Source organism: Rhodoferax sp. OV413 (genome assembly GCF_945881795.1).
GTDB lineage: Bacteria > Pseudomonadota > Gammaproteobacteria > Burkholderiales > Burkholderiaceae_C > Allorhodoferax.
Genome location: NZ_CAMCVG010000029.1, coordinates 1 through 25,148, shown reverse-complemented (window position 1 = coordinate 25,148; position 25,148 = coordinate 1). Strand labels below are relative to the sequence as shown.

Below are 25,148 nucleotides of genomic sequence, written 5' to 3'. Positions count from 1 at the left end.
GTCCGCCGCCCGCGCCGTGGGGTGCAAGGTGATGCCGTCTTCGGCGAAATAGGGCTGCATCGCGGTGCGCAGGGCTTCGCTGTCGCCGGCGCTCAGGTCGAGGTGCGCGGGGTGGTCCATAGCCACATGGTCGGCGTTGATCTGCCAGTGGCAGGGGGTGATCCAGGCCCAGCCCCCTTGGGTAGCCGGCAGGCCGGCGCGTTGTGCGTCCTGCGCAGCCCACGGCAGCAGCCCGTCCGTATCCGGCCAGCCCATGGCCCGGGCCTGCACCCGCTCAAACAGGGGCGAGAGCGCGTCCTCCGTGCCCGCCATCTGCTGCCCCGTGCTCAGCCAGGGCCACAGCGCCGCCAAAGCAGGGAGCTGCAGGCCGCGCAGGGCCTGCCGGCATTGCGGCCCGGGCGGCGCAGCATAGGGAATGAGGATGTGCATGGGCCGGATTGTCCCGCATGGATGCCACAATCCTGTCCATGCAACTCCCCTATGAGCTCACCATCGGCTGGCGCTACACCCGGGCCGGTCGCGCCACGCGGCGAAACGGCTTTATTTCGTTCATCTCCGGCGTGTCCATGCTGGGCATTGCGCTGGGTGTGGCGGCGCTCATCATCGTGCTGAGTGTGATGAACGGCTTTCAAAAAGAGGTGCGCGACCGCATGCTGGGCGTGGTCTCGCATATCGAGGTGTATGCGGCGGATGGTCAGGCCCTGCCGGACGTGGCGCGCACCCTTGCCCAGAGCAAAAAAAATCCGCAAGTTCTGGGGGCTGCGCCTTTTATTGCGGTGCAGGCGCTGATTGCGCGCGGCGAGGACATGAAGGGCGCCATGGTGCGCGGCATCGACCCGGCGCTCGAGCCCGAGGTGAGTGACTTTGCCGGTGGCCGGCAGCAGGCGGTGTTTGCGCGCCTGGTGGCCGGCGATTTTGGCGTGGTGCTGGGCAGCGAACTGGCCCGCAGCCTGGGCGTGATTCAGGGCGACAAGGTCACGCTGGTGGCCCCGGGCGGGCAGGTGACGCCGGCCGGCGTGGTGCCGCGCTTGAAGCAAATGACGGTGGTGGGTACCTTTGATTCCGGCCATTTTGAGTACGACTCGGCGCTGGCGCTGATGCATTGGGAGGACGCAGCGCGCATCTTCCGCCTCGAAGGGCCCAGCGGCGTGCGCCTGAAACTGCAGGACCTGCATCAGGCCCGCACTGTGGCCGAGGAGCTCGCGCGCAGCATGACCGGCAACCTGCTGGTGCGCGACTGGACCCGCCAGAACCGCAGCTGGTTTGCGGCGGTGCAGGTCGAAAAACGCATGATGTTCATCATCCTCACCCTGATCGTGGCGGTGGCGGCCTTTAATTTGGTGTCTACGCTGGTGATGACGGTGACTGACAAGCGCGCCGACATCGCCATCCTGCGCACGTTGGGCGCGAGCCCGGGCAGCATCATGGGAATTTTTGTGGTGCAGGGCGCCATGGTGGGCATCATCGGCACCCTGGCCGGTCTGGCACTGGGTCTGGGCGTGGCCTACAACATTGATGTGCTGGTGCCCGCGCTGGAGCGGGCGCTGGGGGCGAGCTTTCTGCCACAAGACATTTACCTCATCAGCCGCATGCCCAGTGAGCCGCAGCAGGCTGATATCGTGCCGATTGCCGTCATCTCGTTGTTCATGGCGTTTGTGGCCACCCTGTACCCCAGCTGGCGCGCCAGCCGGGTGAATCCGGCGGAGGCGCTGCGCTATGAATAAGTCCCTCAGTGCGGTGGACCAGGCGCTGGCCGCAGCGCATTACCGGCAGGTGGCTGAACTCTCCGGCGCGCCCGGCGCGGCATCCCTCGGCGAGCTGGTGATGCAGGCGCGCGGCCTCACCAAGCGTTTCCAAGAAGGCCGGCTCGATGTCACCGTGCTGCAAGGCGTCGATTTGCAGGTGCACCGCGGCGAAACGCTGGCCATTGTGGGCGCTTCGGGTTCGGGAAAAAGCACCCTGCTGCACCTTATGGGCGGTCTGGACGCGCCCAGCGCCGGCAGCGTGGAACTGCTGGGGCACAACCTGGCAGCGCTCTCCCCGGCCCATCAGGGGCGATTGCGTAACCGGCACCTTGGCTTTGTGTACCAGTTTCACCACCTGCTGCCCGAGTTCAGCGCCCTGGCCAATGTGGCCATGCCACTAACCATTCGGCGGGTAGCACCCGCAGAATCTGCGCAAGAAGCTATAAAAATGCTAGCAGCGGTGGGTCTGGAGCACCGCCTGCACCACCGGCCTGCCGAGCTCTCCGGCGGCGAGCGCCAGCGTGTGGCGATTGCCCGTGCGCTGGTCACGCGGCCCGACTGCGTGTTGGCCGATGAGCCAACCGGCAACCTTGACCGCAGCACCGCCGATGGCGTGTTCGCGCTCATGCTTGATCTCGCGCGCGAGCAGGGAACCGCCTTCGTGCTGGTCACCCACGATGCCACGCTGGCCGCGCGCTGCAGCCGGCAGCTGCACCTCGTGTCCGGCCGGTTGGTGGAATAGCCCCCTCGCGCGTTCCATGCGCTGGATAGACACCCACACCCACCTCGACGCTGCCGAGTTCGATGCCGACCGCAGCCTGGTGCGCCAGCAGGCCCGGCAGGCCGGTGTGGCGCTGTGTGTGATTCCGGCGGTCGAGCGCAGCAACTTCGCCACCGTGCGGGAGCTTGCCCATGCTTTGGGCGACAGCTACTGCCTCGGCATTCACCCACTTTGCGTGGCCGGCGCGACGGACGCAGACCTCGAGGCGCTGGATGATGCCCTTGCCGCGCAGCGCGACGATCCGCGGCTGTTAGCGGTGGGGGAAGTCGGGTTGGATTATTTTGTGCCGGAACTGTGTGAGAGCCCGCTGCGCGAGCGGCAGGAGGCGGTGTACCGCCGGCAGCTGCAACTCGCGCGCCGGCACGCTATGCCGGTGGTGCTGCATGTACGCAAGTCGGCCGATCGTTTGTTGAAGCATCTGCGCGAGGTGGGCGGCCCGCAGGCGCGCTGGCAGGGCATCGCGCACGCCTTCAACGGCAGCGTTGTGCAGGCTGCTGAGTTCATTCAACTCGGCTTCAAACTCGGATTCGGCGGCGCGGTAACGTTCGAGCGGGCGCTGCAACTGCGCCATCTGGCGCGCACCCTGCCGCTGGACGCTATCGTGCTGGAAACCGACTCGCCCGACATGCCCCCGCACTGGCTCTACACCACCGCCGCGCAGCGCGCTGCCGGCCACGCCCAGGGCCGCAATGCGCCGCAGGAGCTGCCGCTCATTGCCCGCTGTATTGCCGATTTGCGAGGAATATCGCCCGAGGCGCTGGCCGAAGCAACCTGGCACAACAGCCTGCAGGCCTTGCCCAAGCTGAAGACCCTGCTGGTATAAATCCCCATGTCCCGAAAAGCCCGCATCACCTTGCCCGAGGTCAATTTTTCGGAAGAAGGCCCCATCCGCCATCTGCACCTGGGCAGCGAATGGATTCAGGGCTCCATGCTGGTGGATGCGCCCACCGTGCTGGTGCATGAGTACATCCAGCGCATGATGGCGTGGATGCTGTTCGTCGACCCCCTCACCCTCAGCAAACGGCGTGCCTTGCAGCTGGGGCTGGGTGCGGGGTCGCTGACCAAGTTTTGCCACAAGGAGCTCAAGATGCGGACGACCGCCATCGAGCTCAATCCGCAGGTGTTGCACGCCTGCCGGAGCTGGTTCAAGCTGCCGGCCGACAACACCCGCATGCAGGTGGTGCTGGCCGATGCGGCCGAAGAAATCAAAAAGCCCCACTGGCTGGATGCGGTCGACGCCTTGCAGGTCGATTTGTATGACGAAGAGGCTGCCGCCCCGGTGCTGGACAGCGCCGACTTTTACGCCGACTGCCGCGCCACCCTGACCGAGGAGGGCTGCATGACGGTCAACCTGTTCGGCCGCTCGTCGAGCTTTGACAAAAGCGTGGCCAAGATTTCCAGCGCCTTCGGTGCCGATGCCGTATGGGCCTTCAAGTCCACCCGCGAGGGCAACACGGTGGTGCTGGCCCAGCGCACGCCCAGCCGCCCCAAGCGCGCGCTGCTGATGGAGCGGGCGGATGTGATTCGGGAGCAATGGGGCTTGCCCGCCGATAAGTGGGTGCGCGTGTTCAAGCCGCTCGCAGCATGAGCACCAGGCCCCACAGCCCCGCTCACGCAGGCCCCTTGGACTGGCGCCTGCTGGTGGACTGGCTCACCCGCGACCAGGTTATTTCCGCCGAAGAAGCACATCGCACGGTGGCGCGCTGCGCGCAGGCCGAGAGCGTGCAGCACCCGCTGGTGCGGCTCGCCGCGGTCTCGATGCGCCGCGCGGCCGATCAGAAGCCGCTGGATGTAGAAATGCTCACCCTGTGGCTGGCGGCGCGCTCGGGGCTGGACTATGCGCGCATCGACCCGCTCAAGGTCGATGTGGGCCGGGTGGCTGACGCCTTCGGGCCTGCCTATGCCGAGCGGCACCGCATCCTGCCGCTGGTGGTCACACCCTCTGAAATCACCGTCGCCACTGCCGAGCCGTTTGTGACCGATTGGGTGGCCGAGGTAGAGCGCCAGAGCCGGCGCAGCGTCAAGCGCGTGGTGGCCAGCCCGCAGGAAATCAGCCGCTACACCGCGGAGTTTTATGCGCTGGCCAAGAGCGTACGTTCGGCGGCCAAGTCCGGCGTTAACAACGGCGCAAGCTTTGAGCAACTGGTGGAGTTGGGTCGCAGCAACAAGCAGCTCGACGCGAACGATCAGGGCGTGGTGCAGGTGGTGGACTGGCTGTGGCAATACGCCTTCGATCAGCGCGCCAGCGATATCCACCTCGAGCCCCGGCGCGAGCAGGGTGTGATCCGATTCCGCATTGATGGCGTGCTGCATCCGGTCTACCAGATGCCCATGGGCGTGCTCAACGCCATGACAGCCCGCATCAAACTGCTCGGCCGTATGGATGTGATCGAGCGCCGCCGCCCGCAGGACGGTCGTATCAAAACCCGCAACCCCCGAGGCGATGAGATCGAAATGCGCATCTCCACTTTGCCGACGGCCTTCGGCGAGAAGATGGTGATGCGGATTTTTGACCCCGACAACGCGGTCAAAGACCTCGACGCGCTGGGATTCAGCAGCCATGACGCCACGCGCTGGGAGCAGCTGGTCAAGCGCCCGCACGGCATCATTCTGGTGACCGGCCCGACCGGCTCGGGCAAGACCACCACGCTGTATTCGACGCTCAAGCGCATTGCGACCGAGGAGGTGAATGTGAGCACGGTAGAGGACCCGATTGAAATGATCGAGCCGTCCTTCAACCAGACGCAGGTGCAAACCCAGCTCGACCTGGGCTTTGCCCAGGGCCTGCGCGCGCTGATGCGGCAGGACCCGGACATCATCATGGTGGGCGAAATCCGCGACCTGGAGACCGCCGAAATGGCGGTGCAGGCAGCACTCACCGGGCACCTGGTGTTCACGACCCTGCACACCAACGACGCGCCTTCGGCCGTGACGCGTCTGATGGAGCTGGGAATTGCGCCCTACCTCATCAATGCCACGCTGCTGGGCGTGCTGGCGCAGCGCCTGGTGCGTACCTTGTGCAAACTCTGCAAAGTGCGCGACGATGCCGCCAGCCGCGAAGCGCTGACCGATGCGGTCAAGCCGTGGCAGATCAATGGCGGCTACAAGCCCTACCGCGCAGCGGGTTGCGTGGACTGCCGCATGACCGGCTTCATGGGTCGCATGGGTTTATACGAATTGCTTGTTGTGACCGAAGGCTTTAAAACCCAAGTTGCCGCCGAGCAGGGCATGGATGCCCTGCGACGACAAGCGGTCACGGATGGCATGCGCCCTTTGCGCCTGGCGGGCGCGCTTCGGGTGGCCGAGGGAGAAACGGTCATGGAAGAGGTTATTTCCGCCACCCCGCCGCTGAACTACTGAAGCCGCTGCCGCTTGCTGCACAATCGTCGGCTATTTTGTTTGGAGACCGACAGTGACAATAAAAAGCCAAAAAGACTTTTTCTCAGGTTTGATGTTCATGTGCGTGGGCATTGCCTTTGCGTGGGGAGCCAGCGCCTACCCCCTGGGTAGCGGCGCGCGCATGGGGCCGGGCTACTTTCCGTTGGTGCTGGGTGTTTTGCTCGCAGTGCTGGGTGTAGCCATTACTTTCAATGCCATGGTGACACCGAAAGAAGACGGTGACAAGGTCGGCGCCATCGCCTGGAAGCCGCTGTTCTTCATCATCGCGGCCAACCTGGTGTTCGGTGCCTGTATCGGCGGTCTGCCGTTCATTGGCCTCAAGCCGCTGGGCCTGATTGTGGGCATTTACCTGCTCACCTACATCGCCAGCCACGCGGGTGATGAGTTCAACATCAAAGAAGTGGCCGTTCTCGCCACCATCCTGGCCGCCCTGAGTTATGTGGCGTTCATTCTCTTGCTCAAGCTGCAGTTCCCTGTCTGGCCTGCTTATTTCACTGCCTAAGGAGACAGCACCATGGAACTCTTTGACAACCTCGCTTTAGGCTTCGGAGTAGCCTTTACCTTTCAGAACCTGATGTATGCCTTCATTGGCTGCCTGCTGGGTACATTGATCGGCGTGCTTCCCGGCATCGGCCCGCTGGCTACTATCGCGATGCTGCTGCCCGCCACCTACGCCTTGCCCCCGGTCGCGGCGCTCATCATGCTGGCCGGTATTTACTATGGCGCGCAGTACGGTGGATCTACAACCGCGATTCTGGTGAACCTGCCCGGCGAGTCGTCCTCGGTGGTGACAGTCATTGATGGATACCAGATGGCCCGTAACGGCCGCGCCGGCCCCGCGCTGGCTGCGGCGGGCTTGGGTTCCTTTTTCGCTGGTTGCGTGGGTACCCTGATCCTTGCAGCATTTGCCGGCCCCCTGACAGAGCTTGCCTTCAAGTTCGGGCCCGCCGAGTACTTCAGCCTGATGATTCTCGGCCTGATTGGCGCGGTGGTGCTGGCCTCGGGCTCGCTGCTCAAGGCGATTGCCATGATCTTGTTCGGCCTGCTGCTGGGCATGGTGGGCACCGATGTGAATTCCGGCGTCGCGCGCTACAGCTTTGACATCGCCGAGCTGACCGACGGTATCGGCTTCATCGTGATTGCCATGGGCGTGTTCGGCTACGGCGAAATCATCAGCAACCTGTCCAAGACAGCGGGCGAGCGGGAGATTTTCACCGCCTCCGTTTCGGGGCTGTTGCCCACAAGGCAGGACTTCCAGCGCATGGTGCCGGCTGTCTTGCGCGGAACTGCCCTGGGCTCTCTGCTGGGGATTTTGCCCGGTGGTGGCGCTGTGATGGCGGCCTTTGCGGCCTATACGCTGGAGAAAAAAACCAAGCTGCAACCCGGAGAAGTGCCCTTCGGCAAGGGCAACATCCGCGGTGTGGCAGCTCCAGAGGCCGCCAACAACGCGGGCTCACAGACATCGTTCATCCCGCTGCTGACCCTGGGCATTCCCCCCAACGCGGTGATGGCGCTGATGGTGGGTGCGATGACCATCCACAACATCCAGCCCGGCCCGCAGGTCATGACCAGCAACCCCGAGCTGTTCTGGGGGCTGATTGCCTCGATGTGGATCGGCAACCTGATGTTGGTGATCCTGAATCTGCCGCTCATCGGCATCTGGATCAAGCTGCTCTCGGTGCCTTACCGCTGGCTGTTTCCCTCTATCGTTCTGTTTTGTGCGATCGGGGTGTATTCAACCAACAACAACACCTTCGACATCTGGATGGTCGCAATCTTCGGTGTGATCGGTTACCTCTTTATCAAGCTGGGCACCGAGCCCGCCCCGCTGCTGCTGGGCTTCATTCTCGGGCCCATGATGGAGGAATACCTGCGCCGCGCCTTGCTGCTCTCGCGGGGTGACTGGAGCGTGTTTCTTACACGGCCGCTGTCGGCGTTCCTGTTGGCCGCCGCCGTCTTGCTGCTGGTAGTGGTGCTTTTGCCCTCTGTGAAAGCGAAACGCGAAGAGGCATTCGTCGAAGACTGAGTGCTATGACCTCGCTCCCCACCCAGCACCGCTTGCGTCTGGCGCTGCACAACGAGGTGCACGCCCGACCGCCCGAGCCAATGAGTTTGTCTATGGCGCTGTCGCATGTGGTGATGGTGTGCAACCCCGAGCAGCGCGCCGCCAGCCGCGCACACATGGCTGCGCTCGCACGGGACCACCACCTGCCCGCGCCGGAAGAGGGCTCCATTCATATGCGGATGGACTTCGGTTCCTTCCGGGTGCGCTGGGAGTTGCATACCGAGTTTGTCACTTGGACATTCATGCGCAGCATTGCCAGCCAGGCAAACAACGAGCCCGCTTTAGATTTGGCGCTCGAGGCGGTGCCGCAGCAATGGTTTGCCGCCTTACCCGGTGAGTGCCTGGCCAGCATCCACCTCTGGGCGCTGCCCGCGGCGCTGGACCATCCCACGCCCTGGCTTCGCACCGTCTTGCACGAAGACACCTTGGTCGCGTCCACCGTGGCAGACGGCTTGGCAGAGGTGTACACCGACTTTTCGGTGCACCCCGATGGTTTTTCGCGCATGGTGCTGATGGCCGGCGGCATGACGCCGCGCCGGCTGGGGCGGCTGGTGCAAAACCTGCTAGAGATCGAGACGTACCGCATGGCCGCTTTGCTCGGCTTGCCGGCTGCCAGGGAGGCCTCCCATGTGCTGGCCAGCGCCGAGCGCGAACTCGCCGAGCTGGCCGAAGCGATTCGCGCCGCCACCCGCAACGACGAACCCGAGCTGCTTGACCGCCTTACCCGCCTGGCCGGCCAGGTCGAGAGCCAGCACGCCGCGACACACTCCCGCTTTTCCGCCAGTGCCGCCTACTTTGAGCTCGTCGATAAACGTATTGACGATATTGCGGAATCCCGTTTGGCGGGCATGCAGACGATTCGCGAATTTATGGGCCGCAGGCTCACCCCCGCCCGCAGCACCTGCGAGTGGGCCAGGCGCCGGCAGGATGCGCTGTCGCAGCGCGTTTCGCGCATCAGCAGCCTGCTGCGTACGCGGGTGGAGATCGAGCAACAGCAAAGCAGCCAGGCGCTGCTGGCCACGATGAACACACGCCAGGGCCTACAGCTGAAGCTGCAGACCACGGTCGAAGGCCTGTCGGTGGCGGCCATTACCTACTACATCGTCGGGCTGGTGAGCTACTTTGCCAAAGCTGCGACCCACAGCGGCTGGCCGTTGAGTGCGGAGTGGACGTCCGCTGCCGCCATTCCCTTGGTGGCGCTCGGGGTGTGGTGGTCGCTGCGCCGGCTTCATCTGCGCGTGCTGCATTCAGAGTCTTAGCCGTCTTCGCGCCCTGCCGGACGGTCGGGGCGCACGAGGGTGGGGTTAACCCTATAGTTTTTGGCAATCTGTCACATTGGTTCAATCAAACCCGCATGTCGGCGTCATGGTTCACACTCGGTCTTGTTCAGTTTTTGAACGACCTCATCCATTGGAAATCACCATGTCATTGATCAATACCCCCATCCAGCCATTCAAGAACGAAGCTTTCCACAACGGCAAGTTTGTCACCGTGACCAGCGAGTCCATCAAGGGCAAGTGGAACGTATTCATCTTTATGCCCGCCGCATTCACCTTCAACTGCCCCACCGAAGTGGAAGACGCAGCTGACAACTACGCCGAATTCCAAAAGGCCGGCGCCGATGTCTACATCGTGACCACCGACACCCATTTCGCACACAAGGTGTGGCATGAAACTTCCCCCGCCGTGGGCAAGGCCCAGTTCGCCCTGATTGGCGACCCTACCCACGCGCTGACACGCGGCTTTGGCGTGCACATTGACGAAGAAGGCCTGGCACTGCGCGGCACCTTCATCATCAACCCCGAAGGTCACATCAAGACCATGGAAGTGCATTCCAACGAAATCGCCCGCGATGTCAAGGAAACCCTGCGCAAGCTGAAGGCTGTCCAATACACCGCCGCCAACCCCGGCCAAGTGTGCCCCGCCAAGTGGAATGATGGCGCCAAGACCATCACTCCTTCTCTCGATCTGGTCGGCAAGATCTAAATAGCGCTCCCAAGGCCGGACAGCGTCCTTGCGCATGTGCGCAGGGGTGTCCGGCTTTTTTACACCCGTAAAGTGGCCTTTGCGCCCGTAGATACTGCGCAAGCAGCTATCAAATTGATAGTAATCAGAGGAATCACCATGTTAGACGACACACTCAAATCCCAGCTCGCTGCCTACCTGGAGCGCGTGACGCTGCCCATCGAGATCGTGGCGTCGCTCGGTGACGACGGCAACTCGGTCGAAATGCGCGACCTGCTGCAAACCATCCAAAGCCTGCGCGCTGACAAGATCAACGTGTCCTACAACGGGCAGGACGAGCGTAAGCCTTCATTCAGCCTTCAGCGCGCCGGCACTGCCACCAGCCTGCGCTTTGCCGGCCTGCCGCTGGGCCACGAATTCACCTCACTGGTGTTGGCGCTCCTGTGGACCGGCGGCCATCCGCCCAAGGTCGAGCCAGACCTGATCGAGCAAATCAAGGGCCTGAGCCCCGCCGAGGGACAAGAATTCAACTTTGAGGTCTACATGAGCCTCACCTGCCACAACTGCCCGGACGTGGTGCAGGCCCTGAGCCTCATGGCCATCCTCAACCCCAAGGTCAAGACCACCGTCATCGAAGGCGGCGCCTTCCAGCCGGAGGTCAATGCCCGCGAGATCATGGCTGTGCCCAGCATCTATCTCAACGGTGCGTTGTTCGGCAACGGCCGCATGCTGGTGGAAGAAATTGTGGCCAAGCTCGACACCGGCGCCGCCGACAAAGACGCCGCAAAACTCAGTGCCAAGGACCCGTTCGACGTGCTCATCGTGGGCGGTGGCCCGGCCGGTGCGGCGGCTGCCGTGTACGCGGCGCGCAAAGGCATCCGCGTGGGTGTGGCGGCCGAGCGCTTTGGCGGCCAGACAAATGACACCATGGCCATCGAGAACTACATCTCGGTACAGGAAACCGACGGCCCTAAATTCGCGGCCGCCATCGAAGCCCAGACCCGCTCGTATGGTGTGGACATCATGAACCTGCAGCGTGCCGACAAAATCGTGCCCGCCGCAGACGCCGGCGGTCTGACCGAAGTGGTGCTGGCTAATGGCGGAACGCTCAAGGCCAAGACCGTTATCCTCTCCACCGGCGCGCGCTGGCGCAATGTAAACGTGCCCGGCGAGGCCGAGTACAAAAACAAGGGCGTGGCCTACTGCCCGCACTGCGACGGCCCCTTGTTCAAAGGCAAGCGCACCGCTGTGATTGGCGGCGGCAACTCCGGCATTGAGGCGGCTATTGATTTGGCCGGCATCGTGGCGCACGTGACCGTGATCGAGTTTGCCGACCAACTCAAAGCCGATGCGGTGCTGGTCAACAAGCTCAACAGCCTGCCCAACGTGACGGTTCACACCAATGCCCAGACCACCGAAATCACGGGCGCGGACGGCAAGGTGAACGGCCTCAGCTACAAAGACCGCCCCACCGGCGTTGAACACCACATTGCGCTCGAAGGCGTGTTTGTACAAATCGGCCTGGTGCCCAATACCGAGTTCTTGAAAGGTGTTGTGGAGCTGAGCAAGTTCGGCGAAATCGTGGTCGACGCCAAAGGCCACACCAGCGTGCCAGGCATCTTTGCGGCGGGTGACTGCACCACCGTGCCCTTCAAGCAAATCGTCATTGCCGCCGGCGACGGCGCCAAGGCGGCCTTGAGCGCGTTTGACCACTTGATCCGGCATTGAGGGCAGGGCAGCGGCGCGAAGGCCTCTGATTCGCCCGGTGCGTTCGCAGGTGCCTCCAACTTGGAGCGGCCCCTCGCTTGCCTGCATGGCGAATGACACCACTATGTGATGAGCCGGACTAGAGAGGTTTTCGCCCCTGAATGATGCGCACCAGAATGACAACCACTGCGATGACAAGCAGGACGTGGATAAAGCCGCCCATGGTGTAGGACGAGACCATCCCTAGCACCCACAGAACGAGTAAGACGGCGATGATGGTTTCAAGGATGGGGTCCTCCTTGGATCTGACGGAGATCCACCCCAGTGTCAGCGCATGGGGGGGAGCGGGTCGGTTCGCTGACGCACACCGCATGCAGGGTTGGCCAGACTGTCCGCCTTCGAGGCTTTGCCCTGCCATACCGCTACTATCCAAGCCGCTACGATGCAGGCCGCAAAGGGCCGTCCATTGGTAGTGAGGCTGGGGAGCTCTGGCCTTATGACAAGGAACACCGTGCCCATCCGCATCTACCTGGCCCCCATGGAGGGGCTTCTTGATTTTGTGTTGCGTGACATCCTGACCCGGGTGGGCGGTGTGGAGAAGTGCGTGTCGGAGTTCATCCGCATCACGCACACGCTGATGTCGGAAAAAGCTCTGCTGCGCACCGTGCCCGAGCTGGCTTTCGGGGCGCGCACCGTGGCCGGCGTGCCGGTCTGGCCGCAGCTGTTGGGGTCGGATGCGCCCTGTCTGGCGGAGAACGCTGCGCGCTTGGCAGAGATGGGCGCGCCGGGTATAGACCTCAACTTCGGCTGTCCGGCCAAGGTGGTCAACCGACATGGGGGCGGGGCCATGCTGCTGCAGACCCCGGATGCGTTGTACACCATCGTGGCGGCGGTGCGGGCTGCCGTGCCTGTGCACATTCCTGTGACCGCCAAGATGCGACTGGGCTACCACGACGACAGCCTGGCGCTGGACTGCGCCCGCGCCCTCGAGGGGGGCGGCGCGGCCGAGATTGTGGTGCACGCCCGCACCAAAGCGCAGGGCTACCGCCCGCCCGCCTACTGGGGCCGGGTGGCCGATGTGCGGCAGGCGGTTACGGTTCCGGTGGTGGTGAACGGCGAAATCTGGAATGTGCAGGACGCGCAGGCGGCGGTTGCGCAAAGCGGCTGCCACACCCTGATGCTGGGCCGCGGCATCGTGGCGCGGCCGGCGCTGGCCCGCAGCATTCTGGCCGCCATGGGCAGCGCGCCCGGCAGCATTGCCCAGCCGGGCGACGACTGGACCTGGGAAGACCTCGGCCCTCTGATGCACGCCTTCTGGCAGGTTGCCAGCACGCGGCTGGAACAAAAGCAGCAGGCCGGCCGGGTGAAGCAGTGGCTCAACCTGCTGCGCCGCCATTACCCTGAGGCGCAAACTGCGTTTGACGAAATGCGCACACTGGTGAAGCCGGGTGATGTGGATGCGTGGATACGCAGGGCGGTCCCGGTTTAGGTGCTCTAGAGGCCTCTAGCGCCCGTGGATATTGCGTGAACAGCTCCTGAAACTATAGCGGTTGCGCGAATTCTCAGCGCCACAGGCTCTCCAGCGGGCCCTCCGGCACAAAGCGCTTGTTGCGAACCAGCAGGCGGGTCGGGCCGGGCAGGGCGCGCTCGGAGACCGAGTGCAGCGGGTCTCCGGGGTAGCTCAGGATGACGGTGCCGTCTTCCTCGTAGTTTTCCGGCAGGATGCGGGCCGGTAATCGTGTGCGCGCCGAATTCAGCACTTCGGCGGCACTGGAAAAGCGGGCCAGATGCGCCAGGCTCATGATCTGGGGCGGGGCCATTTCAATATCTGCGCGGTGGTAGCGCTGTAGCGCCTCGACCGGGGTGAGCCAAACGCTGGCCGTGGTCTCAAAGTTGTCGTGGCGGGCGACTTGGTCCGCCGGAGCCAGCGCTAAAAAAAACCGGGTGTCGAACCTTTTTTTGCTCAGGGCCGCCATCTGGGGCGTTATCCAGCGGCTCCACGGCACCAGGGCAGTGGCGGCAAGGCGGGTGCTGGGTTGGGCGAGCCAGGCCTGCCAGTCGGCGCTCTCAACGCTCGCCGGCCGCCCGCTGCCGTAGGCCAGCAGCACGCCAGCTTCTTCGAACAGCTCGCGCATCGCCGCCACAAACAGACCTGCGGCCAGCGCTTCATTGTTCCCCGGCTCGCCCAAGCGCTGGTGCAAGGCGGCGGCTGGCTCGTCCAGTGCAGCCAGCGCTGCAGGGCTGCTGTCATGCGCATCGAGCTTGCCGCCGGGGAACACATAGCTCTCGCCAAAGGTGTCGGAGAGGCCGCTGCGTTTCATCAAGAAAACCTCCAACCCATTGCTGCCATCGCGCAGCAGCAGCACGGTGGCAGCGTCGCGGGGCGCGCCAAAGGCCGGTGCCAAGGGGGACTGGGTGGTGCTCATGCATTCATTATTCATGCCGCCGGGCCGGCCGCGGTGCTTGAAGCGACAAGCACCGCCCTGACCGCGCACATTGCGCCGGGTCAATACCTGCCGGCGTCGCGCTTCATGCACCTGTGGTAACTTTGCGCCCCGTTGAGTTTTTTAGGGCTGGTGCTTATGGACAGTAGACAAGTAGCTCGCAGTGCCCTGAGCGCCGAAGGTTTGCGTGGCATACGCCGCGGCCTCGAAAAAGAAAGCCTGCGTGCGGCCCCCGATGCCTTGCTGGCCACGACGCCCCATCCGGTCGCGATGGGCTCGGCCCTCACCCACCTGCACATCACCACCGACTTTTGCGAATCGCAGGTGGAGTTTGTGACCGGCGCTTACACACAGCCGGAAGACTGCCTGCAGGAGCTGGCCGATGTGCATCGCTTCTCGCTCGGCGCGATGGGTGACGAATTGTTGTGGGTGTCCAGCATGCCCTGCTGCCTGCCGAAAGACGACGCGATTCCTTTGGGCCAGTACGGCAGCTCCAATGTGGGCCGCGCCAAAACCGTGTACCGCAGCGGTCTGGGCTACCGCTACGGGCGGCGCATGCAGACCATCTCGGGCATTCACTACAACTGGTCTATGCCCGATGTGTCCAGCGATGCGTATTTCGGCCTGATACGCAACTTCCGTCGCCACGCCTTTGTGTTGCTATACCTGTTTGGCGCCTCGCCGGCGGTGTGCTCCAGTTTTGTGGCCGGTCGCGCGCACCAGCTCCAGCCTCTGGGCGAAGGCAGCATGTACTTGCCCTACGCCACCTCCTTGCGCATGGGCCGGCTGGGCTACCAAAGCGACGCACAGGCCTCACTCGCAGTGAGCTACAACAGTTTGGAAGGCTACGGCCACTCGCTGCACGCCGCCATGACCCAGCCTTACCCCGCCTACGAGGCCATCGGCGTGCAGGGACCGGACGGTGACTACCGGCAGCTGGCTACCAGCCTGCTGCAGATTGAAAACGAGTTCTACGGCACCATCCGCCCCAAGCGGGTTACTTTTTCGGGCGAGCGGCCTTTGCATGCGCTGCGCGAGCGGGGGGTGGAATACGTCGAAGTCCGCTTGATGGACCTGGATCCGTTTGAGCCGGTCGGCATTCGCAGCAGCACCATGCGGTTTCTGGATGTGTTTTTGCTGCACAGCTTGTGCACCCCCAGCCCCGACGACAGCCCCGGTGAGATTTCCGCGCTGGCCCGCAACCAGCAAACCGTGGCCGAGCGCGGCCGCCAGCCCGGCCTGACGCTGGAGCGCAACGGGGAGGCAGTCGTACTGGTGGACTGGGGCCGCGAATTGCTGGTCCAGATGCAGCCCTTCGCCCAGGCGCTGGACGCTGCCCATGGCAACGCGCTCTACACCGCCGCCCTCGGTGACGCCGCCCGCGGGCTCGATCACCCCGACACCCTGCCTTCGGCCCGGGTGCTCCAGGCTATAGAGCAGGATCATGGTGGCTCTTTCGTGGCCTTTGTGATGGCGCAAAGCCAAGCCGCCCGTGCGGCCTTGCTGGCGCAGCCCCTGGCGCCCGAGCGCAGCGCGCAGTTTGCGCAGGAGTCGGCCAAGTCCTGGGACGAGCAGCGTGCCATCGAGGCGGCTGACACCGTGTCGTTTGGGGTGTATTTGAGCGAATTTCTGGCCCCGCACAGGCTGCTGCCGGCGCGGCGCGCGCACCCCGGCTAGGTACATCCTGCGCGAAGGGCGCGATGCAGAGCCCGCCGCCCGCCCCGCATGCCGGACAATGCGGGGCTCAGCGCAGCGACAGAAAGACAACAGGCATGGCGATTCAGTGGTTCCCGGGGCACATGCACCTGACCCGCAAGGCGATTCAGGAACGCATCAAGGACATTGATGTGGTCATTGAGTTGCTCGACGCGCGCCTGCCGGGGTCGAGCGCCAACCCCATGCTCGCCGAACTCACCACCGGCAAGCCTGCGCTGAAAGTGCTCAACAAGCAGGACTTGGCAGACCCCGAACGCACCGCCCTCTGGCTGGCGCACTACAACGCCATGCCCGGCGTGCGCGCGCTCCCCCTTGACGCCAGCATGACCACCCCCGCCAAGGCGCTGGTGGCCGCATGCCACGAGCTCGCCCCCAACCGCGGCGGCATGGCCAAGCCCATGCGGGTGCTGATTTGCGGCATCCCCAATGTGGGCAAGTCCACGCTCATCAACACCCTCAAGGGCAAGCGCGCCGCCAAAACCGGCGACGAGGCCGGCGTCACCAAAACCGAGCAGCGCATCACCATCGCCGACGACTTCTATCTGTTTGACACCCCCGGGGTGCTGTGGCCGCGCATCATCGTGGCCAAGAGCGGCTACAACCTGGCCGCCAGTGGCGCCATTGGCAAAAACGCGTTTGACGAAGAAGAAGTCGCCCTTGAGCTGCTGGACTACCTGCGCCAGCACTACGCATCCGCGCTGGAAGCGCGCTACAAGCTCACCGGCGCAACCACGCAGACCGACGAGGAATTGCTGGCTGATATCGGACGCAAGCGCGGCGCTTTGCAGTCGGGCGGGCACATCAACCTGAACAAGGCTGCAGAAATCGTGATCCACGACTTCCGCAGCGCGGTGATGGGGCGCCTCACCCTGGAGACGCCCGAGCAGTTCGCGCAGTGGCTGGCGGAGGGCAAGAAGATGGACGCCGAGCGGCAGCTGAAGAAAGACGCGATCGAGATGGCGCGCCTCATCAAATTCAAAAAGGTGCCCCGCCCCGAGCAGCCCCGTCACAGCGATGCGCGCGAGGCCGAACAGAGGATTGACGGGGAAGAATCGCCCGCAGAATAAGCGTGAAAAGCTCCTGAATTGATAGCGCTTCGCCATGTGCACCAACTTCGTCCCCTCCGCACGGATCGACTTTCTGGAGCAGCGCCTGGGGCCGCTTTCGCCGCCTGCGGGGCCTTGGCCGCCGGAGACTTTTCCCGGCTATCGCGCGCCGGTGTTGGTGCGCAGCGGTACGGATGCGGCCATGCAGGTGGCGCGTTTCGGGCTGATTCCGCCCTGGAGCAAGGACGCGCAGCACGCCAGGGAGCTTGCGCGCGGCACCTACAACGCCCGCAGCGAGACCGCCGCCACCAAACCCAGCTTCCGCCACGCCTGGGCCGCGCGCCAATGGGCGCTGGTGCCGATGGAATGTTTTTTTGAGCCCTGCTGGGAAGACGCGCACGCGCAGGGCGGGCGCCCCACCCGCTGGCAGATCTCCATGCGCGACGGCCAGCCCTTTGCCGTGGCCGGCCTGTGGGAGCGCTGGACCGACAAGGCCAGCGGCGAGCAGTCCGACAGCTTCACGCTGCTCACCGTCAACGCCGATGGCCATGCGCTCATGGGCCGCATGCACCGCCCCGGCGATGAGAAGCGCATGCCGGTGATCGTTCCTGCCGACCGCTACGCCGATTGGCTTCACGCCAGCGCGCAAGAGGCGCAGGCCCTCATGCAATGTCTTGCCGCCCAGCATTTGCGCGGCGAACCGGCGCCGCTGCAACGGGCCGGCGTGCCGCCGGCGACCGGCCCGGAAAATTTATCGCTTTTTTAAGGCTTCGGGCGCTTTCCTGATTGACCTGTGTCAACTCGCGCGCCCGCCCGGGGGCGCACAATGGCACGGTCCAACCTCAGGAGATGGCCATGTTCACCCACATTCTTTTGGCAACCGACGGCTCTGCTTCATCGCGCCACGCCGCGGCGCTAGCAGTGAGTCTGGCGCAGGTGCACGGCGCCAAACTCACCGCGCTCTACGTGGCCGACCCTTATCCGTATCTGGGCATTGGAGAGCTCAACCCCGGCGGCATGCAGGCCTACGCCAGCGCGGGCCAGCAGCTCGCCGCCCAGGCTCATGCCGAAGTCGATGCCTTGTGCCGCGCTGCGCCCCGTCCGCTGGCGCTGGAGGTTCTGCTGGTGGAAAACACGACCGCGGTGCAGGGCATCGTGCAAAGCGCGCAAGAGCTGGGTGCCGACCTGATTGTGGTCGGCTCGCACGGGCGAACCGGTGTGGCGCGTCTGGTTCTGGGCAGCGTTGCGGCGCAGGTGGTGGCGCAAAGCGTGGTGCCGGTACTGGTGACCCGCTGACACCGCCCTGTGCGCTGGTTGACACGGGCGCTGCCCGGCAGGCAGGGGTGTGGTTACTTTGCAGGCACCCTTGGCAAAGCCCCTGTTGATGCGGGTTCTGGTGTTTCTAAACAAAGTTATCCACAAAGTGGCGCACAGTTTTGGTGGGTAACTGCCGCCGGCTTTCGGTGGAATTTTTCGCTTTCACCGGATTTACACAAAGCCACCTATTCCTGCTTTCCCCATTCACAAAGTCCGGTGTTTTGCGGTTTGCTGTCCATCCGCCCGGTGCGATGTTGGCCGGTGCACAGACCGAGCACTGAAGGGGCAGCAGGCGGATCACGGGTCGACGGTTATCCACATTCCGGCGGCTTGCATTTTTCGTTGTGCTCTGTTTGACATATCGGATCCTGTGAGGCGGGCCAACCGGTGTCAGCCCGGGCTGTTATTTGCCGCTCAACACAAAAAAACGCAGCCTGCAAGAGGGGGGTTTCGCTCTGCTTATTTGACTGGCACTGTGTCCAGCGCTAAGCCTGGCGCGGGTCTGCGCGCTTGTGAACAAGGTTTTCCACAGGACAGTCCACAGGGGCGATGGGTAAGTTTTTTTCAAATTATTTTCGGCATTCCGGCCGTTTGCGCACGGGTAGGCGCGGCAGCTTGTGCTAGCGCGGCGTCACTCTTCGAGGAACTCCCCGATGGTGGGTGCCGAGGCCGGATCGCGCGGCTTGCGTACGCCGTGCTTGGCCAGAATTTCTATATAAAACTGCACCGCCCCCGCCTTGGAAAGCGCGTCGATGAGCCCGATCAGTTCGGCCGGATGGGCCACTACAGCGTCGGCTTCGCTGGGGCCGAAGCGGCAGTCAAAGTCCCAGAAGTCCACGCCCTCGGGCAGCGCGCGGTTGCGTTCGCGCCGCATGTATTTGCGGATGTCGTGCTTGGTGGCGTCCAGTAGGCGGTCTGGGTGCTTGCCTTCGACTTGCAAGGGAAATGTTTTTTTCATAGCGGGAAATCCTCAAGCGCGGGCCGCTCGGGTAAGCCGGCAGCGCAGTAGGGCCAACGGGTGGCGGGTGGGCGATGATACGCCCCATGCACCACGACCACCGCGAACGCCTGCCCACCCCCGATAAAGACGCCATTGCCCAGCTGCCCGAATTCGGCCGGCTGGGCTTGGACCGCATCACGCTGGTGAACACCGGCGCCCAGGCGCAGGCTGCGCTGCAGGCCCTGAGCCAAGCCCGCGCCTGGGGTTTTGATACCGAGTCAAAGCCCACCTTCACCGTGGGCGAGGTGTCTGACGGCCCGCACGTGCTGCAGCTCTCCACGCCCGAGCGGGCCTGGGTACTCCAGCTGCAGGACGCAGACTGCCGCGCAGTGGCCGCGCAGCTGATGGCGATGCCCGAAATCGTGAAGGCGGGTTTCGGGCTGGGGGACGACCGTAAGCGCATCCTGCACAAGTTGGGCGTGGAGCCGGTGGGCGTGCTGGAGCTCAACCAGGTGTTTCGCGAGCGGGGTTACCGCAAAGACATGGGCGTGAAAGGCGCGGTGGCGGTAATGTTCGGCCAGCGTTTTATCAAGAGCAAAAAGGCGGCAACCAGTAACTGGGCCGCTCCCCGCCTGAGTGAGGGGCAGCTGGTGTACGCCGCGAACGATGCTTACGCCGCCATCCGGGTGCTGAACGCGCTGGGGCTTTAAGCCGGCGGGTTGTTACGGCCCCACACCAGAAGCAGGTTGTTGGCGGGCAGGGCTTGGCGGTCTTGCAGGAAGAGTCCGGCGCTGGCGGCTTCGGACTCCACGTCCACGAGCCGGCGAATGCCAAAACTCGCGTCATGGGCGCGCAGACTGGCATCAAATTCCAGATTGCTTGGCGTGGGCGCAATGTCTGCTTCGAAATAAGGGCCGTAAGTCACCAGCACTCCGCGCGGAGCCAGGTGTGCGGCCGCTCCCCGCATGAGCGCGCCGCAGGCAGCCCACGGCGCGATATGCAGCATATTGATGCACAGCACCAGATCGTAGGGGCCGGCCAGCGCCGGGTTACCGTCAAGCCAGGGCTCGCGGCATACGTCGAGGGCAATCGCTGCTTGGATGTTGGCAAGGCCCGCCTCATCCGCGTACGCCTCGATGTTGTAGAGCGCGCCGGGGTGCGCCTCGGTGGGCTGCCAAGTCCACTGCGGCATGTGCTGGGCAAACCAGACGACATGCTGCCCCGTGCCGGACGCAATTTCCAGCGCGCGGCCGCGCTCGGGTAAGAGCGCCTGGAGCGCCGCCAGGATGGGGTGCTTATTGCGCTCGGCAGAGGGGCTGTAGTCAGGCTGCGCCATGGAGGCCGGGCTCAGTGGGTGACGAACTCGTAGCTGACTTCTTCGCTTTCCACCATGTCCAGGATGTCGTTGAGCTCATCCTCGTTGTCGGTGCTGGTCCAGGTGTCTTCGGGGTCTGCCGAAAACAGGGGCTCAATGGCGATATCCAGAAACTGCCCGTTCGGCAGGCTGATGACCGGAGTGCCTTCGGAGGTTTCTACCAGCGCCCAATCCTCTGGGACGGACATTTCCAACTGGATGGTGACTTTAAGTTTTTTCATAAGGGTAGTCCTTGGGGTTGACGTGGGTTGCGGTGGTGAAGAAGTGCGTAACAAGAGGTGCGGAAGATAGGGGCGCTCGCACAGTTCGCGCACGGAGGTTACCCCAGCTTCCCGACAAAAAAGCCGTGCCGTGCGTGGCATTGCGCACGGCACTGCGAGGGCTGCGGTCCGACTTCCCGATGCCTGTGGGCCGGCATCACCCCTAGCGCTCAGTGGTGATTAGGGTAAACCCTTGTATCAATATAAGGGTTATCCCTATACTGCACTGCAGCATAGTTTGATTTTCAACCAAGGAGCTCACCATGACCAGCACAACTGTCAACGGTATTTCTTTCCCCCGGGCCGCACAATCCCCCGCGACCGCCTCGCTTCAGGCAATCTGGCTCGCCGCCCGAAACATTGCAGCTGCCGTGCGGCACGCCGCATCCGGCAAGGCCGCTGCGCATCCTGCGACTCCGTTTCAGGAAGCCGAAAGCCTCCGTACCTTTGCCGCCAGCGTTCAGAAGTCGGACCCCGATTTCGCACTGGATCTCTTCATCGCCGCTGACCGCCACGAGGCTAAATTCAGCGTCTCATAGGGATAGCTTTTGCCGCATCCTGAAGGGGCGGCGGCAACATAAAAAAGGGCGTTTCCACAACGCCCTTTTTGTTTACAACTTCTCTTTTTACTTTCCCCAAGAATCCTTCAAGCCTACCGCCAGGTTAAACACAGGCTTAGTGCCCTGCACATGGTCCAGGCGGTCGGCCACAAAGTAGCCGTGGCGTTCAAACTGAAACTTCTGGTCGGGGAGCGCGTTGGCCAATGAGGGCTCGACGATGGCAGACACCACCTTGAGGCTGTCGGGGTTCAAGCTTTCGATAAAGTCTTTGCCACCTGCGTCGGGTTGCGCATCGCTGAACAGGCGGTCGTACATGCGCACCTCAGCCGACACTCCATCAGCCACACCCACCCAGGTGATGGCGGCTTTGACTTTCACCAGGTCGGCGCCCGGGGTGCCGCTCTTGGTGTCGGGCACTACCGTGGCCAACACTTCGGTAATGACGCCGTGGGCGTCACGGGTAGCGCCGGTGCATTCGATCACATAGCCGCCCTTGAGTCGCACCCTGTTGCCCGCAATCGCGGTGCCGTCCGCGTCCTCGCGTGGCGGATACAGGCGCTTGTAGCCCTTGGGGGGCACTTCTTCAAAATCTTCCCGCTCAATCCACACCTCTTTACCGATGCTGAAGTGGCGCATGGCGGGTGGTTCCCCGCTATCGGGGGCACCGGGTGTTACTTCATGGCCGTGGTGCGGCAGCGCGGGCAGGCTGCAGGGCTCCAGATAGGTAGCGCCGCCTTGTGATCCGAACACTTCGTCCCAGTTGGTCAACACCAGCTTGACCGGGTTGAGCACGGCCATGCCGCGGTGGGCTTTTTCTTCAAGGTCCTCGCGCAGGCAACCCTCGAGGGTGGAGTAGTCGATCCAGCTGTCGCTCTTGGTCACGCCAATACGTTCGGCGAACAGTTGCAGCGCGGCGGGCGTGTAGCCACGACGGCGCAGGCCGACGATGGTCGGCATGCGCGGGTCGTCCCAGCCCGACACCTTGTGGTCGTACACCAGCTGCGCGAGCTTGCGCTTGCTGGTGATCACATAGGTCAGGTTCAGGCGCGCGAACTCATATTGTTTGGGCGCCGGTGCGGCCAGCAGGCCGCCCTCGATCAAGCGCTCCAGCAGCCAGTCGTAAAACGGGCGCTGGTCCTCAAACTCCAGCGTGCAGATGCTGTGGGTGATTTGTTCCAGTGCGTCCTCAATCGGGTGCGCAAAGGTGTACATCGGGTAGATGCACCAGGTGTCACCCGTGTTGTGGTGCGTGGCGCGGCGGATGCGGTAGATGGCCGGGTCGCGCATGTTGATGTTGGGGCTGGCCATGTCAATCTTGGCCCGCAGCACCATGCTGCCGTCTTCATGCTGGCCTTCGCGCATCTCGCGAAACCGGGCGAGGTTTTCGGCGGGTGTGCGGGCCCGGAATGGGCTGTTCACACCAGGCTTGCCGAAGTCGCCGCGGCTTGCGCGCATCTGCTCGGCCGTTTGCTCGTCCACATAGGCGTGCCCGGCCTCAATCAGGTGTTCGGCGGCGCGGTACATGAAGCCGAAGTAATCGCTGGCCTGGTAGGGCGCTGCCTCCGGTGAGCCATTCCAATCAAATCCGAGCCACTTCACCGCATCGATGATGCTGTTCACATACTCGGTGTCTTCTTTCTCCGGGTTGGTGTCGTCAAAACGCAGGTGGCACACGCCACCGTAGTCGCGCGCCAAGCCGAAGTTGATGCAGATGCTCTTGGCGTGGCCGATGTGCAAGTAGCCATTGGGCTCCGGCGGAAAGCGGGTGCGGATTTTGGCGGGGTCGGGCGCGCCCTGTGCGTGGTGCGCAGCGTCGCCGGGGGTGCCGGCCCAGCGGCGGCCGGCATAGGTGCCCCGGTCCAGATCGGACTCAATGATCTGGCGAAGGAAGTTGCTGGTTTTGGCGGACTCGGGGGTGGGGGTACTCATTCATTGATTTTAGACGGCCACAAAAAAAGGGCTCCCTTGCGAGAGCCCCTTTTCGTTTACTCCAGACGCAACGCGCACCGGGCGCGTTGTGCCGGGATCCGCAATTTAGCGAATCACAGCCAAAGTTTCCAGCTTGCCAGCGCGCACGGTCTTCAGGGTCAGAGCGCCGTTCTTGATGTCGCCCTTGTCGTCAAAGGTGATTTGGCCGGTCACGCCCTTGTAGTCGCTCTTTGCCAGTTCAGGCAGGTACTTCGCTGGGTCAGAGGAATTGGCCTTGACCATGGCAGCGACCATCACCTTGACGGAGTCGTACACATAAGGAGCATAGACCTGCACGTCGGCGTTGTACTTGGCCTTGAACTTGGTCTTGAACTCTTCCATGCCCACTTTGGCTTCGCCTTCGACGCCGCCGGCTTCCGCGCAGAACACTTGGTCGTCAGCGATGGCGTCGCCGCCCAGCTTCACCAGTTCGGTGGAGCAGATGCCGTCGCCACCCATGAACTTGGACTTGATGCCCAGGGACTTCATTTGCTTGAGCATGGGGCCAGCAACAGCGTCCATACCGCCGAAGAACACCACATCAGGCTTCTTGCCCTTGATGGTGGTCAGGATGGCAGAGAAATCGGTTGCCTTGTCGTTGGTGAATTCCTTGGCAACAACCTTGCCGCCGGCAGCTTCCACAGCCTTGGCGAACTCTTCAGCAACGCCTTGACCGTACGCAGTGCGGTCGTCGATCACGGCGATTGCTTTGCCCTTCAGGTCGTTCACAGCGTACTTGCCCAGTGCGCTACCCAGTTGGGTGTCGTCAGCCACCACGCGGAAGGCGGTCTTGAAGCCTTGGCGTGTGTACTTGGGGTTGGTAGCGGAGGGGGAAATTTGGGGGATGCCTGCATCGCTGTACAGCTTGGATGCGGGGATGGTGGTGCCGGAGTTCAAGTGACCGATCACGCCAGCCACTTTGGCGTCCACCAGCTTTTGCGCAACAGCGGTGCCTTGCTTCGGATCGGCTGCATCGTCTTCGGTCAGCAGTTCCAGAGTAACTTTTTTACCGTCGATGGTCAGGCCGGAGGCGTTCAGTTCTTCGACGGCCAGGCGTGCGCCGTTTTCGTTGTCCTTGCCCAAGTGGGCGATAGCGCCGCTGGTGGGGCCTACGTGGCCGATTTTCACGATCTCATTGGCGGCAGGAGCTGCTGCTGCAGGAGCGGCGGGAGCTGCTGCTTCCTCTTTTTTTCCGCATGCCACCATCAGTGCGGCTGCGGCCAGAACTGTCAACGTAGCCTTCATTTTCACTTGCATAAAAACTCCAAATAAATGAATAAAGAAAAAACAGCGTGAATGGATTTCCGGAAATTGGAAAGTTACGTCTGTCACACGCACTGAAAATCAGGGCTTGTGCCCTCATGTTACTAGTATTCAGAGGCCTTTTACCGCCTGAATTACCCTGATACCACCACGGGGAATGAGAAGCGCCGGATGGTGGGGGGCTCAGCCGATGAGTGACTGGGCGAAGGCGTTGATGTCGTGAATGTCGGGCTTGAGCGCGGTGAAGTGTAGGCCCTCGCGGACCAGGGTAGCGCGCAGACCGCGGTCCACATCGCGGGCCTGGTCTTCGTCCTGAAAGCGGCCGGTGTGCACGTATTTCTTATCACCGCGCTCCACCAGGATGTTGATGTTGTTGTGCTGCCGGTACCACTCCAGGATCTGCATCCGTGTCTTGCCCACATCGCAAATGTTTTCGGGGTAGTGCTCGTTGTAGTACAGCACCTGGGGCAGCGAACATTCGGTGATGAGGAACTGTACTTGCCCGTCCAGTAAGTTAAGCATTTCAAACTGCTGCTGTGCAATGAAGTATTGGTTTTTAAGCACCTGGAAGTTTTGCTGCCAAACCAGCGACTTGGC

Annotated in this window: 25 protein-coding genes and 1 pseudogene; 17 read left to right on the top strand and 9 right to left on the bottom strand. The window is 63.2% G+C overall.

What is annotated here, in order from left to right:
- Positions 1 to 429 (bottom strand): annotated as a pseudogene (locus Q0O05_RS05585) (phosphoglycerate mutase); the annotation flags it as partial.
- A gap of 38 nt (positions 430 to 467) precedes the next feature.
- On the opposite strand from Q0O05_RS05585, the gene Q0O05_RS05580 reads away from it, so the two are divergent.
- From Q0O05_RS05580 to ahpF, 10 genes are all read left to right on the top strand, one after another.
- Positions 468 to 1,724: a lipoprotein-releasing ABC transporter permease subunit gene (locus Q0O05_RS05580; protein ID WP_293661060.1), complete on the top strand. Its 1,257-nt coding sequence runs from the start codon at positions 468 to 470 to the stop codon at positions 1,722 to 1,724.
- 100 nt (positions 1,725 to 1,824) lie between these two features.
- Complete coding sequence (lolD, locus tag Q0O05_RS05575) at positions 1,825 to 2,487, top strand: lipoprotein-releasing ABC transporter ATP-binding protein LolD (RefSeq protein ID WP_293661059.1); 663 nt, start codon at positions 1,825 to 1,827, stop codon at positions 2,485 to 2,487.
- 16 nt (positions 2,488 to 2,503) lie between these two features.
- Positions 2,504 to 3,349, top strand: coding sequence for a TatD family hydrolase (locus Q0O05_RS05570; RefSeq protein ID WP_293661055.1), 846 nt, complete (start codon positions 2,504 to 2,506; stop codon positions 3,347 to 3,349).
- 6 nt (positions 3,350 to 3,355) lie between these two features.
- Positions 3,356 to 4,114: a spermidine synthase gene (locus Q0O05_RS05565; RefSeq protein ID WP_293661053.1), complete on the top strand. Its 759-nt coding sequence runs from the start codon at positions 3,356 to 3,358 to the stop codon at positions 4,112 to 4,114.
- Positions 4,111 to 5,886, top strand: coding sequence for a type II/IV secretion system protein (locus Q0O05_RS05560; protein ID WP_293661051.1), 1,776 nt, complete (start codon positions 4,111 to 4,113; stop codon positions 5,884 to 5,886). Before Q0O05_RS05565 ends, Q0O05_RS05560 begins: the two co-directional genes overlap by 4 nt.
- Positions 5,887 to 5,938: 52 nt before the next feature.
- Positions 5,939 to 6,427 (top strand): tripartite tricarboxylate transporter TctB family protein, encoded by a 489-nt coding sequence (locus tag Q0O05_RS05555; protein WP_293661049.1) that lies wholly within the window; start codon positions 5,939 to 5,941, stop codon positions 6,425 to 6,427.
- Between the two features lie 12 nt (positions 6,428 to 6,439).
- A complete protein-coding gene (locus Q0O05_RS05550) occupies positions 6,440 to 7,951 on the top strand; it encodes a tripartite tricarboxylate transporter permease (protein ID WP_293661047.1) in 1,512 nt (503 codons plus the stop codon).
- A 5-nt stretch (positions 7,952 to 7,956) separates the two neighbouring features.
- Positions 7,957 to 9,249: a DUF3422 domain-containing protein gene (locus Q0O05_RS05545; RefSeq protein WP_293661045.1), complete on the top strand. Its 1,293-nt coding sequence runs from the start codon at positions 7,957 to 7,959 to the stop codon at positions 9,247 to 9,249.
- Positions 9,250 to 9,412: 163 nt separating this feature from the next.
- Positions 9,413 to 9,976, top strand: a complete 564-nt coding sequence (gene ahpC, locus Q0O05_RS05540; RefSeq protein WP_293661043.1) for an alkyl hydroperoxide reductase subunit C — start codon at positions 9,413 to 9,415, stop codon at positions 9,974 to 9,976.
- Between the two features lie 138 nt (positions 9,977 to 10,114).
- Entirely contained in the window at positions 10,115 to 11,683 is a 1,569-nt protein-coding gene (ahpF, locus tag Q0O05_RS05535; protein ID WP_293661041.1) for an alkyl hydroperoxide reductase subunit F, read from the top strand.
- 118 nt (positions 11,684 to 11,801) lie between these two features.
- Here ahpF and Q0O05_RS05530 read toward each other — a convergent pair whose 3' ends face one another.
- Positions 11,802 to 11,951 carry a lmo0937 family membrane protein gene (locus Q0O05_RS05530; RefSeq protein ID WP_293661057.1) on the bottom strand — a complete coding sequence of 50 codons (150 nt, stop codon included), beginning with the start codon at positions 11,949 to 11,951 and terminating at the stop codon, positions 11,802 to 11,804.
- A 207-nt stretch (positions 11,952 to 12,158) separates the two neighbouring features.
- Here Q0O05_RS05530 and Q0O05_RS05525 point away from each other — a divergent pair, with 207 nt between their 5' ends.
- Complete coding sequence (locus tag Q0O05_RS05525) at positions 12,159 to 13,151, top strand: tRNA-dihydrouridine synthase (protein ID WP_293661039.1); 993 nt, start codon at positions 12,159 to 12,161, stop codon at positions 13,149 to 13,151.
- Positions 13,152 to 13,224: 73 nt separating this feature from the next.
- On the opposite strand, the gene Q0O05_RS05520 is transcribed toward Q0O05_RS05525, so the two are convergent.
- Positions 13,225 to 14,088 (bottom strand): NUDIX hydrolase, encoded by an 864-nt coding sequence (locus Q0O05_RS05520; protein ID WP_293661037.1) that lies wholly within the window; start codon positions 14,086 to 14,088, stop codon positions 13,225 to 13,227.
- A gap of 156 nt (positions 14,089 to 14,244) precedes the next feature.
- Here Q0O05_RS05520 and gshA point away from each other — a divergent pair, with 156 nt between their 5' ends.
- The 4 genes from gshA (at position 14,245) to Q0O05_RS05500 (ending at position 18,164) form a co-directional block, all read left to right on the top strand.
- Positions 14,245 to 15,783: a glutamate--cysteine ligase gene (gene gshA / locus Q0O05_RS05515; protein ID WP_293661035.1), complete on the top strand. Its 1,539-nt coding sequence runs from the start codon at positions 14,245 to 14,247 to the stop codon at positions 15,781 to 15,783.
- A 95-nt stretch (positions 15,784 to 15,878) separates the two neighbouring features.
- Positions 15,879 to 16,889 carry a ribosome biogenesis GTPase YlqF gene (gene ylqF, locus Q0O05_RS05510; RefSeq protein ID WP_293661034.1) on the top strand — a complete coding sequence of 337 codons (1,011 nt, stop codon included), beginning with the start codon at positions 15,879 to 15,881 and terminating at the stop codon, positions 16,887 to 16,889.
- A gap of 34 nt (positions 16,890 to 16,923) precedes the next feature.
- A complete protein-coding gene (locus Q0O05_RS05505) occupies positions 16,924 to 17,634 on the top strand; it encodes an SOS response-associated peptidase (protein WP_293661032.1) in 711 nt (236 codons plus the stop codon).
- Between the two features lie 89 nt (positions 17,635 to 17,723).
- Positions 17,724 to 18,164, top strand: a complete 441-nt coding sequence (locus tag Q0O05_RS05500; RefSeq protein WP_293661030.1) for a universal stress protein — start codon at positions 17,724 to 17,726, stop codon at positions 18,162 to 18,164.
- Between the two features lie 652 nt (positions 18,165 to 18,816).
- On the opposite strand, the gene Q0O05_RS05495 is transcribed toward Q0O05_RS05500, so the two are convergent.
- The gene (locus Q0O05_RS05495; RefSeq protein ID WP_293661029.1) at positions 18,817 to 19,143 is read right to left on the bottom strand and encodes a DUF6172 family protein; all 327 of its coding nucleotides are present in this window, start codon (positions 19,141 to 19,143) and stop codon (positions 18,817 to 18,819) included.
- Between the two features lie 86 nt (positions 19,144 to 19,229).
- On the opposite strand from Q0O05_RS05495, the gene Q0O05_RS05490 reads away from it, so the two are divergent.
- Positions 19,230 to 19,835, top strand: a complete 606-nt coding sequence (locus tag Q0O05_RS05490; RefSeq protein ID WP_293661028.1) for a 3'-5' exonuclease — start codon at positions 19,230 to 19,232, stop codon at positions 19,833 to 19,835.
- Here Q0O05_RS05490 and Q0O05_RS05485 read toward each other — a convergent pair.
- The gene (locus tag Q0O05_RS05485) at positions 19,832 to 20,461 is read right to left on the bottom strand and encodes a DUF938 domain-containing protein (protein ID WP_293661027.1); all 630 of its coding nucleotides are present in this window, start codon (positions 20,459 to 20,461) and stop codon (positions 19,832 to 19,834) included. The genes Q0O05_RS05490 and Q0O05_RS05485 overlap by 4 nt on opposite strands.
- 11 nt (positions 20,462 to 20,472) lie before the next feature.
- Positions 20,473 to 20,721 carry a hypothetical protein gene (locus Q0O05_RS05480; RefSeq protein ID WP_293661025.1) on the bottom strand — a complete coding sequence of 83 codons (249 nt, stop codon included), beginning with the start codon at positions 20,719 to 20,721 and terminating at the stop codon, positions 20,473 to 20,475.
- Positions 20,722 to 21,023: 302 nt separating this feature from the next.
- Here Q0O05_RS05480 and Q0O05_RS05475 point away from each other — a divergent pair, with 302 nt between their 5' ends.
- Complete coding sequence (locus tag Q0O05_RS05475) at positions 21,024 to 21,299, top strand: hypothetical protein (protein ID WP_293661023.1); 276 nt, start codon at positions 21,024 to 21,026, stop codon at positions 21,297 to 21,299.
- A gap of 87 nt (positions 21,300 to 21,386) precedes the next feature.
- Here Q0O05_RS05475 and Q0O05_RS05470 read toward each other — a convergent pair whose 3' ends face one another.
- From Q0O05_RS05470 to Q0O05_RS05460, 3 genes are all read right to left on the bottom strand, one after another.
- Positions 21,387 to 23,249 carry a glutamine--tRNA ligase/YqeY domain fusion protein gene (locus Q0O05_RS05470; protein ID WP_293661022.1) on the bottom strand — a complete coding sequence of 621 codons (1,863 nt, stop codon included), beginning with the start codon at positions 23,247 to 23,249 and terminating at the stop codon, positions 21,387 to 21,389.
- Between the two features lie 105 nt (positions 23,250 to 23,354).
- The gene (locus Q0O05_RS05465) at positions 23,355 to 24,545 is read right to left on the bottom strand and encodes a branched-chain amino acid ABC transporter substrate-binding protein (RefSeq protein ID WP_293661020.1); all 1,191 of its coding nucleotides are present in this window, start codon (positions 24,543 to 24,545) and stop codon (positions 23,355 to 23,357) included.
- 189 nt (positions 24,546 to 24,734) lie between these two features.
- Positions 24,735 to 25,148 (bottom strand): hypothetical protein (locus Q0O05_RS05460; RefSeq protein ID WP_293661019.1); only part of this gene is annotated, 414 nt, incomplete at its 5' end.